13 protein-coding genes are annotated in these 16799 nt (G+C 40.4%); 11 read left to right on the forward strand and 2 right to left on the reverse strand.

What is annotated here, in order from left to right; all coding sequences use genetic code 11:
* Window positions 1–175: 175 nt before the first annotated feature.
* Window positions 176–1396 carry a peroxiredoxin family protein gene (locus CLW00_RS14610; RefSeq protein ID WP_106134434.1) on the forward strand — a complete coding sequence of 407 codons (1221 nt, stop codon included), beginning with the start codon at window positions 176–178 and terminating at the stop codon, window positions 1394–1396.
* A 20-nt stretch (window positions 1397–1416) separates the two neighbouring features.
* Here CLW00_RS14610 and CLW00_RS14615 read toward each other — a convergent pair whose 3' ends face one another.
* A complete protein-coding gene (locus CLW00_RS14615) occupies window positions 1417–2391 on the reverse strand; it encodes a polyprenyl synthetase family protein (protein ID WP_106134435.1) in 975 nt (324 codons plus the stop codon).
* Between the two features lie 232 nt (window positions 2392–2623).
* On the opposite strand from CLW00_RS14615, the gene CLW00_RS14620 reads away from it, so the two are divergent.
* The 6 genes from CLW00_RS14620 (at window position 2624) to CLW00_RS14645 (ending at window position 11034) form a co-directional block, all read left to right on the forward strand.
* Window positions 2624–4324: a 1-acyl-sn-glycerol-3-phosphate acyltransferase gene (locus CLW00_RS14620; RefSeq protein WP_106134436.1), complete on the forward strand. Its 1701-nt coding sequence runs from the start codon at window positions 2624–2626 to the stop codon at window positions 4322–4324.
* A complete protein-coding gene (locus CLW00_RS14625) occupies window positions 4299–5357 on the forward strand; it encodes an NAD(P)H-dependent glycerol-3-phosphate dehydrogenase (RefSeq protein ID WP_106134437.1) in 1059 nt (352 codons plus the stop codon). Before CLW00_RS14620 ends, CLW00_RS14625 begins: the two co-directional genes overlap by 26 nt.
* Before the next feature lie 13 nt (window positions 5358–5370).
* Window positions 5371–6663 carry an APC family permease gene (locus CLW00_RS14630; RefSeq protein WP_106134438.1) on the forward strand — a complete coding sequence of 431 codons (1293 nt, stop codon included), beginning with the start codon at window positions 5371–5373 and terminating at the stop codon, window positions 6661–6663.
* A 46-nt stretch (window positions 6664–6709) separates the two neighbouring features.
* On the forward strand, window positions 6710–8365 hold the full coding sequence (locus CLW00_RS14635) for a DUF5060 domain-containing protein (RefSeq protein WP_106134439.1): 1656 nt from the start codon (window positions 6710–6712) through the stop codon (window positions 8363–8365).
* Between the two features lie 141 nt (window positions 8366–8506).
* On the forward strand, window positions 8507–9448 hold the full coding sequence (locus tag CLW00_RS14640) for a nucleoside hydrolase (RefSeq protein WP_106134495.1): 942 nt from the start codon (window positions 8507–8509) through the stop codon (window positions 9446–9448).
* 257 nt (window positions 9449–9705) lie between these two features.
* Complete coding sequence (locus tag CLW00_RS14645; RefSeq protein ID WP_106134440.1) at window positions 9706–11034, forward strand: pyridoxal phosphate-dependent aminotransferase; 1329 nt, start codon at window positions 9706–9708, stop codon at window positions 11032–11034.
* On the opposite strand, the gene CLW00_RS14650 is transcribed toward CLW00_RS14645, so the two are convergent.
* Window positions 10985–12031 carry a zinc dependent phospholipase C family protein gene (locus CLW00_RS14650; protein WP_245917303.1) on the reverse strand — a complete coding sequence of 349 codons (1047 nt, stop codon included), beginning with the start codon at window positions 12029–12031 and terminating at the stop codon, window positions 10985–10987. The two genes, CLW00_RS14645 and CLW00_RS14650, sit on opposite strands and share 50 nt — an antisense overlap.
* Before the next feature lie 205 nt (window positions 12032–12236).
* Here CLW00_RS14650 and rpsT point away from each other — a divergent pair, with 205 nt between their 5' ends.
* The 4 genes from rpsT to pheT all read left to right on the forward strand — a co-directional run bounded on the left by rpsT (window position 12237) and on the right by pheT (window position 16799).
* On the forward strand, window positions 12237–12491 hold the full coding sequence (gene rpsT, locus CLW00_RS14655) for a 30S ribosomal protein S20 (RefSeq protein ID WP_106134441.1): 255 nt from the start codon (window positions 12237–12239) through the stop codon (window positions 12489–12491).
* A gap of 138 nt (window positions 12492–12629) precedes the next feature.
* Window positions 12630–13328 carry a RadC family protein gene (gene radC / locus CLW00_RS14660; protein ID WP_106134442.1) on the forward strand — a complete coding sequence of 233 codons (699 nt, stop codon included), beginning with the start codon at window positions 12630–12632 and terminating at the stop codon, window positions 13326–13328.
* 109 nt (window positions 13329–13437) lie between these two features.
* Window positions 13438–14061 (forward strand): DUF1684 domain-containing protein, encoded by a 624-nt coding sequence (locus CLW00_RS14665; RefSeq protein WP_106134443.1) that lies wholly within the window; start codon window positions 13438–13440, stop codon window positions 14059–14061.
* A gap of 326 nt (window positions 14062–14387) precedes the next feature.
* Complete coding sequence (gene pheT / locus CLW00_RS14670; protein ID WP_106134444.1) at window positions 14388–16799, forward strand: phenylalanine--tRNA ligase subunit beta; 2412 nt, start codon at window positions 14388–14390, stop codon at window positions 16797–16799.

Below are 16799 nucleotides of genomic sequence, written 5' to 3' on the forward strand. Positions count from 1 at the left end.
TCCCAAGATGATCAAAACATCGACCATTGAAATGAGTTTTTTTGTCAATTCTATTAAAAATGAAAACCTAAAAGCACCATTCATGGAACTTTAATTAGGAATAAATAATTAACCCTACCATAATTGTAGACTAAAAATTTACAAGAAGAAATACCCCCCTATCCTTCCTTATTCTATGAAAAATAGCTTATTGATATTATTGACAATTGTACTATTTGGGTGTCAAAACAATCCTTCTGAACAATTAAATTTTCCGGAGAAGTACCTTGTCAAGCTAGATATAAGTCCAGACAATATACCGTTTGAACTTGCTCTCAAGAAGAGTGGGGAAAAGTGGTATGCCGAGGTATATAATGCGGAAGAGATTTTGAGTTTCGATGAAGTGCTTGTTAAAAACGATTCCCTTTTCATCTCCATGGGTGTATTTGATGCCGATCTAAAAGCTAAAATCCAGTCCACCGGGGAATTGACTGGGATATTTGTCAAGAATTACCTAAATGATTACGAGGTTGCATTTACTGCTCAGGTCTCTCAGGGGCAAAGGTTTCCTGTCAACAAAACACCAGAAGTTGATTTTACAGGCCGCTGGAAAGCAACCTTCGAGAAGGATGATGATAATTACGATGCAATAGGAATTTTTGAACAAAAGGGTGACCGGATAACAGGCACTTTCATGACAAAACTAGGAGATTATCGCTATTTAGAAGGCAATGTAAGTGGCAAAGAATTCTTCATGAGTACTTTTGATGGAAGTCATGCTTACCTTTTTAAGGGGGAAATGGGAGAAGATGGCACAATGAGTGGAGAATTTAGAAGTGGCCCCAATTATAAAGAAACATTTTCGGCATCAAAAAATAGCACATTTGAACTTCCAGATGCCTACTCGCTAAATTACCTCACTGAAGGATATGACAAACTGGAATTTACTTTCCCTGATGTAGATGGTAATGAGGTCTCGCTTTCAGATGAGCAATTTCAGGAAAAAGTGGTTTTGGTCCAGTTGTTTGGAACCTGGTGCCCAAACTGTATGGATGAAACCAGATTTCTTGGATCTTGGTATGACAAGAACAAAGATTCAGGAGTTGAGATAATAGGTTTGGCCTTTGAAAGCAAAGCTGACTTCGACTATGCAAGCAACAGGGTCAAAAAAACAAAACAAAAGCTTGAAGCTAACTATACTTTCCTACTTGCAGGAGAGAGCAGCAAAGAAAAAGCTTCCCTAGCCTTGCCTGCATTAAATCAGGTTATTGCATTCCCTACATTAATATATATCGACAAAAAAGGCAAAGTGCGACACATTCACACAGGATTCAATGGACCTGGCACTGGGGTTTATTTCGAAAACTGGGTAGAAGAGCACAATAATCTCATAAAAGAATTGCTTTCAGAAATATAAAAAGGGTCCAAATGGACCTTTTACTTTTTCCTCTCAATAGTATATCTGACCAAACCTTCCAACGAATCCCTGTATTCAGACTCAGGAAACTCATTTAAAATCAGCAATGCTTCATCAAAATACTGATTCATAACTTTAGTCGCATATTGCAATCCCCCTGACCCTTTCACGAAGTCTATAACTTCATTAACGGATTTTTTGTCTTCGTTTTTGTTTCGGATCAGATAAATAATACGTCTTTTATCCATCCAAGAAGAATTGTTCAATGCGTAAATCAGCGGTAAGGTCATCTTTTTTTCTTTGATGTCTATCCCCACAGGTTTTCCAATTTCGTCCTCTCCATAGTCAAAAAGGTCATCTTTGATCTGGAAGGCCATGCCTACTTTTTCACCAAAATCCCTCATTTTTTCTATCAGGGCATCATCAGCACCTGAGGTAGCCGCACCTACGGCACAGCAAGAGGCAATCAAACTGGCAGTTTTTTGCCGTATGATTTTGTAATATACTTCTTCAGTGATATCGAGCTTCCTGGCTTTGGCAATTTGGAGAAGTTCTCCTTCTGACATTTCCCTTACAGCCTGAGAAACTATTCTCAACAGCTCAAAATCACCATTATCCACGCTTAACAAGAGCCCCCTTGAAAGTAGGTAATCCCCTACTAATACAGCAATCTTGTTTTTCCATAATGCATTGACTGAGAAAAAACCTCTGCGGTAATTCGCGTCGTCCACTACGTCATCATGTACCAAAGTGGCGGTATGAAGTAATTCTATCAATGCTGCACCTCTGTAGGAGGATTCAGTGATAGTACCACTGACTCCCGCTGTCAAAAAGACAAACATAGGCCGCATCTGCTTTCCCTTTCTTCTTACAATATAATTGGTGATATGGTCAAGCAACTTGACTTTACTCTTCATGAAATCACGGAATTTCTTTTCAAATTCCGCCATTTCAGTGGCTATCGGTGCTTGTATCTTTTTGAGGTCAGGTTTCATAAAACAATTCGGACACAATAATACGATGGATTCATCCTAGGACAAAACCCATTTTCAATTATTACATAAAGAAACAAGTCCTACACCAAAACGTTTGGTAATTTCTACTTATCTTTTTAGATACATGATTAAATACTTGAGAGGCAGCTAAAAACCAATTCGGTGATCTCTACGGAACGTTTCCACTCACCTTTTTTATTATATTTGTCTTTTATGCTAAAAACTAAGAACCTTGGGCGAAACATACATCAAACACAAATATGACCCTATTCTCCCTCAAAAGGACGAATGGCCTGTGGTTAAGCTCAGTAAGAGCAGGAAGGAATTTATCAGGACTGTGGCAGAGGCCAGCAAGCAATCTGTGCTTCAAATCACCAATAACAATATAGACTTACTCAAAGAGGAACTCGAAACTACACTCTACAGAGAAAAGCTCCGTATCAAACAGAACCCTTGGGCTGTAGATCCCGACGACGAACAGGATTTTTGGAGAAAAGTCAAATCCAACTTGGTCCAACTTAGTCAAGATGGCAGTTTGAACAAAACACAAAAAAAGAAGAAATACATAGAGATTCTGGACGAAATCACAACCAGATACGCTGAGGAGATCGCCAGTAACTTTATCCATTCCCACTACAAGCTGACCAGAAGGATGGTCACATATGGGTTTTCCCGATTGCTTAATGCAGCAAGAGTTAAGGGCATTAAATCTATCTTCAGCAACCAATACACCTTACAGGACAAAATCCAGATAGTAGGTGAAACCGATCAGATACGTGAATTGGCTTCCAAAGGAACCATTGTGATGGTACCTACTCACTTTTCCAATTTAGACAGCATTTTGATAGGATGGATTATATCTGTACTGGGATTACCTCCTTTTATATATGGTGCAGGTCTCAACCTTTTCAACATCGGTATTTTTGCTTATTTCATGAATGCCCTTGGCGCCTACAAGGTTGACAGAAGAAAAAAGAACTTGCCCTATTTAGAAACACTTAAAACTTATTCATCTGAAGCAATTCAGTTTGGAGTCCACAGTCTTTTCTTTCCAGGTGGAACACGAAGCAGATCGGGAATGATTGAGAAAAAACTCAAGCTTGGCCTTTTGAGCACAGCTGTGGAAGCTCAAAGAGCCAATTTCCAAAAAGGTGTGGATGATGTCGCAGGGAAAATTTTCATCGTGCCTGTCACCATCAATTATCATTTTGTCCTGGAGGCTCCAAGTTTGATCAGAGAACACTTATCCATCACAGGACAAGAAAGGTACTACAAAGAGTCAGATGAATTTTCCACATCATATAAGATTTCCAAGTTTTTGGTTAAGTTCTTTACAAAAGGATCAGATATTTCAGTATCTATAGGCAAAGCCATGGATGTGCTCGGCAACTACGTAGATACAGATGGGCATAGCATTGACAAGCATGGAAGAAAGATCAATACAAGTGATTACTTCAAGGCCAATGGAAAAGTAAGTGTAGATGTACAACGCGAAGAAGAGTACACCCACCATTTGGGAAAAAGAATTGTAGAAGAATTTCATAAAATCAACAGAATCTTCAGTTCTCACTTGTTGGCTTTTGCCGCTTTTCAAATCATCAAAAAAGAGAATAAAAAAATGGATCTCTACAGCCTTCTCAGGCTGCCCGAAGAGGACATTGAGATCTCATATGACTCATTCAAAGCTACATGCGAAAAACTTCTCGAAGAAATCACCGAGCTGGAAGCTGAAGGAAAAGTTCAAATCGCTCCACATATGAAAGAAGGGATTGATAAAATAATTGATCATGGATTGGCAAATGTGGGTATGTATCACGCTAAGAGACCTTTAGTGAAAAATCAGGATGGCAATATTGTCACCCAAGATTTGTCATTACTCTATTTTTATCACAACAGACTGGTAGGCTATGAGCTCGAAAAGCATTTCAAATAAAAAATCGATTGGAGTAGTGGGGATGGGCAGCTTTGGCACAGCTGTAGCAAACATCCTTGCAGCCAAAAATAAAGTAATTGCCTATGCCAGGCGGGCAGAAGTGGTGGAAGAAATCAACACCATGCACACTGTAGATGGCAGCAAGATACATGAAGACATCCTTGGAACCCAAGACCCTGAATACCTTTGTAAATCCTGCGATACGATTTTTTTCATGGTTCCTTCTGCAGCATTTCAAGAAGTGATTCGCGCTTTTTCTCCATTCCTCTATCCATATCACATGGTCATACATGGCACAAAGGGGCTTTGTCTTAATCTGCCTGAAGGAAAATCTCTAGAAGAAGTGGCCAAAATCAGTCGTAAAAACATCCTCACCATGAGTGAGGTCATACTCAAAGAAACTGTTGTAATCAGAGTAGGATGTCTTGCGGGCCCGAACTTGGCAAAAGAACTTTCTGCAGGACAGCCCGCTGCCACTGTAGTGGCAAGTCGCTTCAATGAGGTGATTCTGGAAGGACAGCGCTTACTCAGAAATGACAAATTTCAAGTGTACGGCAACTCAGATATCGTAGGCGTTGAATTGAGTGGTGTGTTGAAAAACATCATCGCCATTGCTTCAGGAGCATTGGCAGGATTAGGCTTAGGTGAAAATGCCAAAGGTTTACTAATCTCAAGAGGAATGGTCGAGCTGGTTTACCTTGGAAATGCCTTAGGGGGCAGTCTCAAATCTTTTATTGGATTGGCAGGGATTGGCGACTTAGTCACCACATGTAACTCTACCCTATCTCGCAACTACACAGTCGGTTTCAGACTTGCAAAAGGTGAAAAACTTCCCGACATCTTAAATACTATGGAAGAAGTCGCAGAAGGAATCAATACTGTTCGTCTGATGAAGGCTTTTGTGGAAGGCACTGGTATGAGAGCACCAATTACTGAGAATTTATACAAAGTTTTATTCGAGGACTTAAAAATAGAAGAAGCACTTCAATACCTTATGAAATACCCATTCAGTGTTGATGTGGATTTTATTTGACTCTAAAGACTGAATGGAAGACAAAGGACTAAAAAGAGGCATTCAACGCTGGGATTTGGTATTCCTAATCATCAATTCCGTAATTGGAGCTGGTATCTTTGCACTACCTGCAAAAGTGTTTGCCCTTTCTGGCGTGTACTCCATTCTTGCCTTCTTAGCTTGCACTTTGGTCATGATGGTGCTGATTTTGGTATTTGCAGAAGTCAGTTCCAGGTTTGAAAAAACCGGTGGCCCTTACCTATATGTGCTGGAAGCCTTTGGCCCAATCCCTGCATTTGTCATTGGATGGCTCCTTATGCTGACAAGGTTGTTCAGCTATGCCACACTGATCAACCTATTGGTGTTGTATCTTTCATTCTTTTCAGATGTTTTTAACCAGACAGAAGTAAGGGTTATCATAATCATATTGATCACAGGACTGATTACTTATGTCAATTGGATAGGGGTGAAAAACACCGCTAAAATCAGTAACATACTCACTGTCGCCAAACTTTTCCCCTTGGCAATATTTATCATAGTCGGTTTATTTTATATTGATTTTGACCTTGTACAGGCCGGTCCATTGCCGAGTTGGGAAGATTTTTCCGCCTCCACCCTTCTTTTGATTTTCGCTTTTGGGGGATTTGAGGCTGGGTTGGTCAACAGTGGTGAAATCGTAAACCCCAAGAAAAACCTTCCATTTGGATTGATCACCGCAGCGGCAATTATCGCTGGATTTTACATCATGATTCAAGTAGTCTCTATAGGTACATTACCTGATTTGGCCACTTCTGACAAACCACTTGCAGATGCTGCCACAGGATTTATGGGTTGGTGGGGCGGCATGTTCATCACCCTGGGAGCCGTAGTTTCCATCATGGGTACTCTGAATGTTCAGATTCTAAGTGGTTCAAGGTTACCTTTTGCGTTAAGCCTGGAAGACCAATTGCCTCAGTTTTTTGCTAAAATCCACCCTAGGTTTGCCACACCATTTGTTTCCATTGCATTTTTTGCAGCATTGGTAGCCTTTGTGGCCATTGTATGGGGCTTTATGAGCTCACTGGCTGTATCGGTGATTTCCAGACTTATACTGTATGGAATGGTGGCCGCTTCATTGATGAAGCTCAGGAAAAAAGAAATCAAGCGGGATTATTTCAGAATTCCTTACGGCAATCAATTTGCAGTTGTAGGAATATTGGCTACCCTGTGGTTACTTTCCGGGAGTCAAGCGGAGGAGATTTGGGACACTTTGATTTGGACCGGATTGGGACTAGCTCTTTTCGCATTACACAAAATAATTGCACTTACTATCAAAAAAAGGACTTAGACTTCCTTTTATTTTTCTAGATTAGGTTTCATACAAACCCAGCCCAATGAAAACCTACTTATGTTTTTTTCTCCTGTTTGGCATTAGCCTTATCAGTACATTGTCCGAAGCTCAAATTATTGATATTTCTTTTTCTGAAAACTTCAATAGCACAGCCGAGCAATATCAGGTTCATGACATTACCTTTAGAGGGAATTCAAAAAATGAACAAAACCCTTTTGAGGTCATTTTTGGAGCTGTCTACACGGGACCTCAGGGACAAAGAATGAATATCCCTGGTTTTTTCAATGGAAATGGAGAGTGGATATCCCGCTTCTCTGCTTCTGAAAAAGGCACCTGGAGCTTTGAAACATATGGGTCAATGTCAGAACTCAGTGGCCATACAGGGCAAATTGAAATCAAAGAAAATACCAGATCAAATCAAAAAGGCGCAGTCATCATAGACCCTCAAAATCCTCAGGCATTTGTGTACGAAGATGGATCTTCCCATTTTCTTTTAGCTTATGAACTCGACTGGCTGTATGCTTTGGATTATGAAAGTAAAGAGGGGCTTCCACGTACAAATCGAATTTTGGATGATGTGGCTGCCAATGGCTTCAACCATGTCGTGATGAATCTGTATGCCTATGATGTAGGATGGGGAATTGCCAAAGATGTGCCGGAAGAATATTTCTTTGGGAAACCTGATTACGGAATCTTTGAAGGAGGAAATGAAAACCCTGACTTCAGCAGGCTAAACCTGAAACTTTTCCAGCATCTGGATCGGGTTTTTTCCGCCATGCAGGAAAAGGGACTTGATGCCCATCTGATGATTTATGTCTGGAACAAAATGGTCAACTGGCCTGAAATGTACAGTAAAGCTGACAACATGTATTTTGATTATTTGATAGACCGTTATCAAGCCTTTAGCAATGTCATCTGGGACATTTCCAAAGAAGCCTTGGACTATGGAAGATGTGACATTCCATACCTCCACGAGCGCATCAGCAGGGTGAGGGCAAGAGATGCTTTCAAAAGACTGCTCACTGTCCATGATTATGAATACAACTCCAGGCATGAAGACAAAGTGGATTTTGTCTCCATTCAGAGCTGGAGACCCAACCTCTATTCTTTGATGCTTCAGGGAAGGCAGCTTCACAGTAAACCAGTTGTCAATATCGAACACGGTGGATATGAGGAAGGTCCTTTTATCTCTTTCCTAGGCAACTATACCAATGCTGAGACCTGCTTGGAAAGAACTTACGAATGTGTATTTGCCGGTGTTTATGGCTCATATTATTGGCAGGATGCGGCTTGGAATATTGTGGTTTGGGATGCTTTGGATGATAAACATGATTTTGACAAACCCCGCTATGACTACTACAAACATATGTCTGGACTGTTTGGGAAATTGGACTTCAATGATTTTAAACCTTCAGTCCCCAAACTGACAACAAACGACAAAGGAGGAAATGACAATCTTGCAACCAACGGTTATGGCATGTATGATGGCAAAGGCAAATACCTGATGCTCATCCCAAAGGAAACCGAAAGAACCAATGTAATTATAACTAAGCCAGAGAGTGGAAAAGTGAAAATCACTTGGATGAACCCGTTTACTGGTGAATATCAAGACAATGGAGAAATGGACTGGTCAGGATGGATGGAAGTAATCAGCCCTTGGCAATATGCAATGAGCGTGTTGATTATTGAAAGTATTTGAGGGATATATAGTAGAAATAAAGTTGAAATACGGTAGAAATACAGTTGAGATAGCTGGATATAGTATTGAAAAATGGTAGATGTAGATTTAAGGAAATTTCATAGTAAAATGAATAGTCGGACAATGGAAACAGATAGAATTATGAAAAAAAAGAAGGGTGTAATTGGTAGTTTGATTTTGGCAATGCTGCTTCTCTCCGTTTTGCCAAGCTTTGCCCAAAAACAAAAAGTATGGCTGGATTCGGATACCGGAAATGAAATGGATGATTTGTATGCCATCGTCAGGCTACTCAAAGACCCTTCTGTGGATGTAGTGGGGCTTAGTTCTGCGCACTTTAATAATCCGGATCTACTCGTCTTTGAAAAGTGGAATGCCTATGACACCAAAGACCTGAATACCCTGGAAGACTCTCAAAGACTGAATGAATTGATCTTAGAGACCATGAATCTTTCCAAAATTCCACATCCCAAAGGTGGAGACCGTCAAATTGGAAGGGCTTGGGGAGGAACAGAACCTAGAGATTCCCCAGCTGCCAGACAAATTATCGAGATCGCAAAATCACTCCCTGACGGCGAAAAATTAGATATTCTCACCCTTGGTGCCTTGACCAATATTGCTTCTGCAATCATAATTGACCCTGAAATTTTGCTTAAAATCCGGGTCTTTTCCCTTGGGGCAAAATATAATCAGCAAAGTAGGGCTTGGAGCAAAAACGAGTTCAACATCCGAAATGACCTCAATGCGTTTGATTACATGTTGGACTTACAAGACTTGGATTTTACAGTTATGCCACTTGAGACGGCACTACCACTCAAATTTGACAGAGAAGAGACTTACGAAAAAACAGATGATTCCATTCCTATCGAAAAAATCCTGGCAGACAGGTGGAGAGAACAAAATCCCCAAGACAAGACAAGGGTGATGTGGGACTTGGCCTTGGTGCAAGCCTACCTTTTGCCACAACATTCAAAGATGATGCGTGTCAACAGTCCTCCTGAAAACAAATCGTTTACTGTGAATATTTTCTCCGAAATTGACAAAGATGCATTGATGGAGGACTTCTGGACATACCTTAGAAAATAACCGTAATTCAAAGGTTACCTGACTTAACATCATAAAGCTTTTCTAAACTATCCCTAGCGGTTCAAGTCAGTTGAATTCAAACTGGCTTGAACTGTTGTTCCCCTCAAGCTGACTAACATGTTCATTTATTTTTAATTGCCTTTTACATGGACAATGTTTTAGTAATTTCACATTATTGACAATATTTTGATACAGATCAGATAATATCTCTTTAGGTTTTTTGTTTATTTGTCAATGATTTACAAAAATCCTGTCGCATGAGAAACATCCTATTAAGACCTGGAGCGGAAGAATTGAATTACGAAATCAGGGGTATCGTCAAAAAAGCCCGAGAAGTAGAAGCATTGGGCTATCCTATCACTTGGGAAAATATCGGTGACCCTATTCAAAAGCACAATACTATACCATCTTGGATGAAAGCGATTGTTTCAGAACTGGTTCAGGATGATAAAACCTACGGTTATGCAGACTCTAAAGGCGTCTTAGAAACCAGACAATTCCTTGCCCAGCTCAATAATGATAAAGGCGGCGCACAAATAGGAGCAGAAGATATATTATTTTTCAATGGTCTTGGGGATGCGATAGCCAAATTGTACCAATTTCTTATACCTACGGCTAGAATAATAGGCCCTTCCCCAGCGTACAGTACTCATAGCTCAGCAGAAGCTGCACATGCTAATGCTGGACCAATTACCTATAAGCTAGATCCAGACAATCAGTGGTTACCGGACATGAATGACCTTTACAATAAGGTCAAATATAACCCTTCGGTGGTTGGGATTTTGATTATCAATCCGGACAATCCTACAGGGATGGTATATCCCAAGGAAGTACTGGAAGATTTTGTTGAGATCGCAAAAGAATTTAATCTTCTGTTGATAGCTGATGAAATTTATCAAAACATCACCTACAATGGCATAGAGGCTACCGCTCTCTCAGAAGTCATAGGCGAGCTTCCTGCAATTTCGCTTAAAGGCATTTCAAAAGAATTCCCATGGCCGGGATCGAGATGCGGCTGGATGGAATTTTACAACAGAGATGCTTCCAAAGAATTTTCCAAACTCTGCCAGACGCTTGAAAATGCGAAAATGATTGAGGTGTGCGCAACCATTCTACCCCAGTTATCCATTCCACTCATCATGAGGCATCCTAAATACAAAGCTTACAGGCAGGAACAAAATGAGCGTATTGGACAAAGAAGTCAGATCATGGCCGACATTTTGGGAGATATCCCCGGCATCAAGTTCAATCCTACCCAAGGTGCTTTTTACAACACTATCGTCTTTGATGAAATCCTTTTGAAACCTGATCAATTTCTGGAAATTGAAGACCCGAAAGTCAAAGCGCTTTTAGAAAAATGGCTTCAGGAAAAAGACATGCCCATGGACAAGCGCTTTGTCTATTACTTATTGGCTGCACATCAGATTTGCGTTGTTCCTATCAGTTCTTTTTGTTCAGACTTAAGAGGGTTTAGGGTGACATTATTGGAAGAAAATGAAGAAGTCTTCAGAGAAACTTTTGAAAAACTCGGTGGCGCTATCCGTCAGTACCTGAATTCTTCGAAAAAAGAAACGGTTGCTTCCTGAGGTAAACCAGCTGCTTGCGTTTTAGGATTCTTCCAATTGAGGAATAAACCATTCCCTCATGTTCTCGGACTTTGAGATCCTTGTCAGGACTAAGATCCTCCTTTGGCAGATTTTCAACACCAATTATCAAATCTGACAAATCAGGTTGACCGGCATCAATCCATGCCGTATACCAAAAATCAGCTGCCATCTTGATAGATCGCTTCATCTGCCTTTCTACCTGACCAGCCAACATGCTATTATATGCCACAGTAAACTCCCTTGAATATACCTGAGTATTGATACCTCCTCTTTCCTCAAAGCTATATTTCTTATCTTGTGCAAATCTCTCCGTCAGGATTTTCTCGAATCGCAATACCGAATCCAAAGCTAAATGTGAACCAGTCACAGCTTCCCAAACCGATAGTTGAGGCTGTTCGTGGTAAACCGCTTTCCCCACAAAGAAATCAAAATCATCTGATAAAAGCTCAGGAATTCTACTTTCCCAAAACGCATGTATACCATATTGACCTGTCAGTTGGCCATTGTAATTTTTGGTGGTGTGCAAAGGCACGTGCATGTCTCCTATATAATGCCCTAAATCGGCAGACAATCTCAGAATGGCTTTGGTATCCCTTCTTTTCATCGCCTCAGTCAACTGGATTTTGACATGGTAAACGTTCCAAGGCCCTATTCCCATCTCTCTCAAAGAAGTCTCTTCATAAATTCCCAAAGCCTGATTCCAATATCTTGGAAGCGTATAGACAGCACTATCCCCATAACTGTCAACATCAATAAAATGCTTTTCTGCTTCTCCCTTTACAGCATACCGGCGTCGGTCTGGATTGACTGCATTTTCAGATATATAGTCAATGTACCGCTTATAGAACACAATCATTTCTGGAGGAAGAGAAAAAACAGCTTGCCTATTGATCTTCCTATGGGCATAAAAACCCCAAGCTTGCAGCTGTCCTGTAGTTAAAATAAGCAGAGAAAGGAGTACGTAAAAAACTTTCATCTTTAAAAATAACCAATCAAAAACTTTAAATAAAACAAAATATATTACCTTTGACGACTTAGAGCGAAATTTCAAACGAATCACTCAAAACAGCTCCATTTTTGTTTATGTTTTGATTTTCTTTTGTGTTTCTAAAATTATCAGTTAACTTTGCACTCCGTTTAGGTAAAGGGTATAAACAAAGAAATTAAGTTAATAAAAGGATATGGCAAATCACAAATCGGCACTTAAAAGAATCCGTGCAAACGAAGCCAAGCGTTTGAGAAACAGATATCAGCACAAAACTACTAGAACCTTCATCAAAAGGTTAAAGACTACGACTGATAAAACTGAAGCGCAAGAGTTGTTGAAGACAGTTACCTCTATGATTGATAAACTTGCCAAAAAGAATATCATTCACAGGAACAACGCATCCAACAAGAAATCTAAATTGACTAGATTAGTCAATTCAATGGCATAAGAAATTTATCCGTTTAAAAAGCCTTGGAATTACTTCCAAGGCTTTTTTTGTTTTTAAGCTCTTACTATTTTTACTCACACCCCTCTTTTTGAGTCAACGGGGCCGTACCAGTTTTTTTTACTTTTAACTCCAAAGCAAATGGACAGCTATACATCAATCAAAATCTCTCTGCTTTCAGAAGAAGATCGACCAAGAGAAAAACTCCTGCTCAAAGGTAAATCCTCACTTTCAGATGCAGAACTCATTGCAATTCTTATTGGCTCGGGAACAAAACAACTTAGCGCCGTAGACCTCGCAAAGCATATCCTGAGCAAGGTCAATTACAACCTCGCTGAATTGGCCCGGATGAGTATTGCAGACTTACAGAAATTCAAGGGTATTGGTGAAGCAAAAGCAATCTCCATTGTCGCTGCAATGGAATTGGGCAGAAGGAGAAAACTCATTACAGAACAACCAAAGAAAGTCAAAATCAACTCATCAGCAGATGTATGGCATTTTATGAAGCCTGATTTATTGGATGAATCTGTGGAGCATTTCTATATTTTGCTGCTCAATCGTAATAATCAGGTCATCAAAAAACAACTCATAAGTTCCGGGGGAACGAGTGGAACGGTTGCCGACCCCAAAATCATTTTCAAACATGCTTTAGATAATCTGGCATGCTCTATTGTATTGGTACACAACCACCCATCGGGAAACCTAAAACCTTCAGAGCAAGACCGTCGTCTGACCAACAGACTGAAGGAAGCTGGCAAAAACCTTGAAGTCCCTGTCATAGATCATGTGATATTCACAGATCTTGCCTATTTTAGCTTCGCAGATGAAGGTTTGATCTAAATTATTATGAAATCCAACCTGCTTAGAGCAGATACCGTAGCTCAAATTCGAGATGATACATGCCTGACAGGTAAGAAGGTGCGAGCATAATAAAATCATTTAATAACACATGAAAACAAACACCATTCTTATTATCGGAGTGCTGACAGTAATAGCTCTAGCTATAGCATACACCCTTACTGGAACAGACAACCCTGAAACTTATATCGAAAATGTAGAAAAGGAGCGGGATAGGCAGTATAAGTTTATCCGCTTCAATGTAGAATCCCCACTGACAGAAGAACAAAAACGCAGTTTTGGTGAACTTGAGTATTTCCCTATTGATCCAGAATACAAAGTAAGGGCGAGAATGGTACCACTAGAAAACAAAAAAATGGTAGAACTCCCCATGACGGATGGCACTCTGGAAAAATACCTGCAACACAGTTATGCTGAGTTTGAATTGAAAGGCCAAAGCATCAAGCTATTGTTACTGCAATCTCAAAAAGACCCCGACAGGCGTAATTTTTTTCTGGCTTTTGCCGACGCCACAAGTGGGGAGGAAACCTATGGTGGAGGAAGGTATATCAACCTACGCCAGGACGGAAAAAGCAGCATCACCATAGATTTTAATCTGGCCTACAACCCCTACTGCGCCTATAATCCCGATTTTGCTTGCCCCTTGCCGCCAAAAGAGAACATAATGGATATGCCGATATTGGCGGGAGAGAAGGATTATGAGAAAGACAGATGAAATGTAGATTTTAAAATTTAGAATTAGGATCTGACATATCAGTAAATTGAGGGCTTGTTTCGTTGCAGAGGTTAGTGGGTGGTGTTCATGAAAACAGGAAGCTAACCAATTTACTGAACAAGCCATGAACTTATTTCTCCCTAAAAAAGGGGTGTTACCCAAAGGTTGTATTTCCGGACCCTTAAGATTGGAGCTTTTAGCTCGATCTCAAGAATTGTAAGGTGTATTTCATTTTTCACCATTAGGTGGCACATTTTTCATACATCCACTACTTACCTAAGTCAATTCTCTTAAATTTGTACCTTATTCTGAACTGAAGTTTATTCATGAAAATATCAATCAATAGATTAAAGGATTTTATTCAATTAGAACATAGCCCTGAGGAGATAGCCGACCTGCTGACAGGTAGTGGATTGGAAGTCGAGGGAATTGAACTTTTTGAATCCATCAAAGGTGGATTAGAAGGGGTGGTTATCGGAGAAGTGCTGACCTGCGAAAAGCATCCCAATGCCGACAAACTGAGCATAACCACCGTGGATACAGGAGAAGCTGTGGTACCAATAGTATGTGGAGCCCCGAATGTCTCCAAAGGTCAAAAAGTAGTGGTTGCCAAAGAGGGATGCATGCTTTACCCTGTTACCGGAGAACCCTTCGAAATAAAAAAAGCCAAAATTCGCGGCGAAGTATCCCAAGGAATGATTTGTGCTGAAGATGAAATCGGCATTGGTGAAAGCCATGCAGGCATCATGGTGTTGGACACAGATTTGCCAAACGGAACTCCTGCAGCTGAGTATTTCAAGGTGATTAGAGACCATGTGTTGGAAATCGGTCTTACACCCAACAGGGCTGATGCCGCTTCTCACCTAGGCGTAGCCAGGGATTTGAAAGCATTGCTCAAAAGAGAAACATGCCTGCCCTCAGTAGAGGAATTCAAGGTAGACAATACCTCCAGGAATATACCTGTGAAGATCGAGAGTGCGGAAGATTGTCCCAGATATGCTGGTTTGACGATTTCCAATATCAAAGTAGGGCCTTCACCCGAGTGGCTCCAAAACTACCTGAGAGCCCTTGACCTTGAACCCATCAATAATATAGTAGATATCACGAATTTCATTCTGCATGACTTGGGTCAGCCACTTCATGCCTTTGATGCAGATAAAATTTCCGGAGGAAAAATCATTGTCAAAAAACTTCCGAAAGGGTATCCTTTTGTCACCTTAGATGATAAAGAAAGAAAACTTTCCGGAGAAGAGTTGATGATCTGTGATGAAAAAGGAGGACTTTGCATCGCTGGGATTTTTGGCGGAAAAGGTTCAGGTGTATCAGATGAGACTACCTCTGTTTTCTTGGAATCCGCTTATTTCTCGCCGGATGTGATACGGAAAGGTGCGCAACACCACGGATTAAAAACGGATGCTTCATTTAGGTTTGAAAGAGGTACAGATCCAAATATGCCTGTATATGCCTTGAAGCGTGCTGCCATCTTGATCAAGGAGATTGCCGGAGGTGAAATAACTTCTGAAATCTCTGATTTCTATCCTAATCCGGTAGCTGACTTCGAAATCAAGGTCAGTTATGCAAATATTCATAGGTTGATCGGTAAAGAAATTTCCAGAGAAGAAATCAAAACCACTTTGGAAAACCTTGACATCCGCTATATCGGTGAAACCGAAAAAAACATCACTGTCGCTGTCAAGCCTTATCGGGTGGACGTTACCCGTGAGGCCGATGTAATTGAAGAAGTACTGCGGATACATGGTTTTGACAATGTACCTTTGTCCGAAAACCTAAATTCGGATTATCTTGCTGAGCATCCATCCAAGGACCTCAACAAACTCCAATACAAATTGAGTGAGGTACTTTCAGGTCTTGGGTATTTTGAAATCATCACCAATTCGCTCACAAAACCTATTTATGTAGAGAAATCCGGTTTTCTGAATCCTGAAAACAATGTGGAAATTCTTAACAAGTTGAGTGAAGACCTCGGTGTGATGCGGCAGACTTTGCTTTTTTCAGGATTGGAAGTATTGGCGCATAACATCAACAGGAGACAAAAAGACCTGAAATTATTTGAATTTGGCACGACCTACCAAAAAGCATCGGAAGGATACAACGAAGAGAAAAAATTAGCAATTTTCCTAACTGGAGACAAAGCCGCTGAAAGTTGGCTTGAGCCATCTAAGCAGGTTGCCTTCCCCGACCTTTACGCAGTCATTGATTTGCTATGTGACAAATTGGGTATAGAAAACACAGATGTAGAAATCATCCATAATGCACCTTTTGATTATGGGTTGAAATTAAAATTGGGAACAAAAGACCTAGGATATATCGGTGTGGTAAATGAAAAACTCTGTAAACTAGCTGAGGTAAAACAAGAAGTCCTTTATGCAGAACTGAGTTGGGACTTGTTGAGCAAAAAATCGAAAGGATTGAAAAAATATGCCGATATTTCAAAATTCCCCGAGGTAAGGAGAGATCTTTCACTTGTTATTGATAAGGAGGTTACTTTTGATCAAATCAAAAAAATAGCGTTGAAATCGGGAGGCAAGCTACTGCAGCGCATTGGGGTATTCGATGTGTATCAGGGAGAAAAAATCGAATCTGGAAAGAAAGCATATGCATTAAGTTTTTATCTTCAGGACAAAGAACAGACATTGACCGATAAAATCATCGACAAGACGATGGGACGTTTGATCTCAACATTTGAAAATGAAGTAGGCGCATTAATTAGAAAATAG

Source organism: Mongoliibacter ruber, from assembly GCF_003003005.1.
GTDB lineage: Bacteria > Bacteroidota > Bacteroidia > Cytophagales > Cyclobacteriaceae > Mongoliibacter > Mongoliibacter ruber.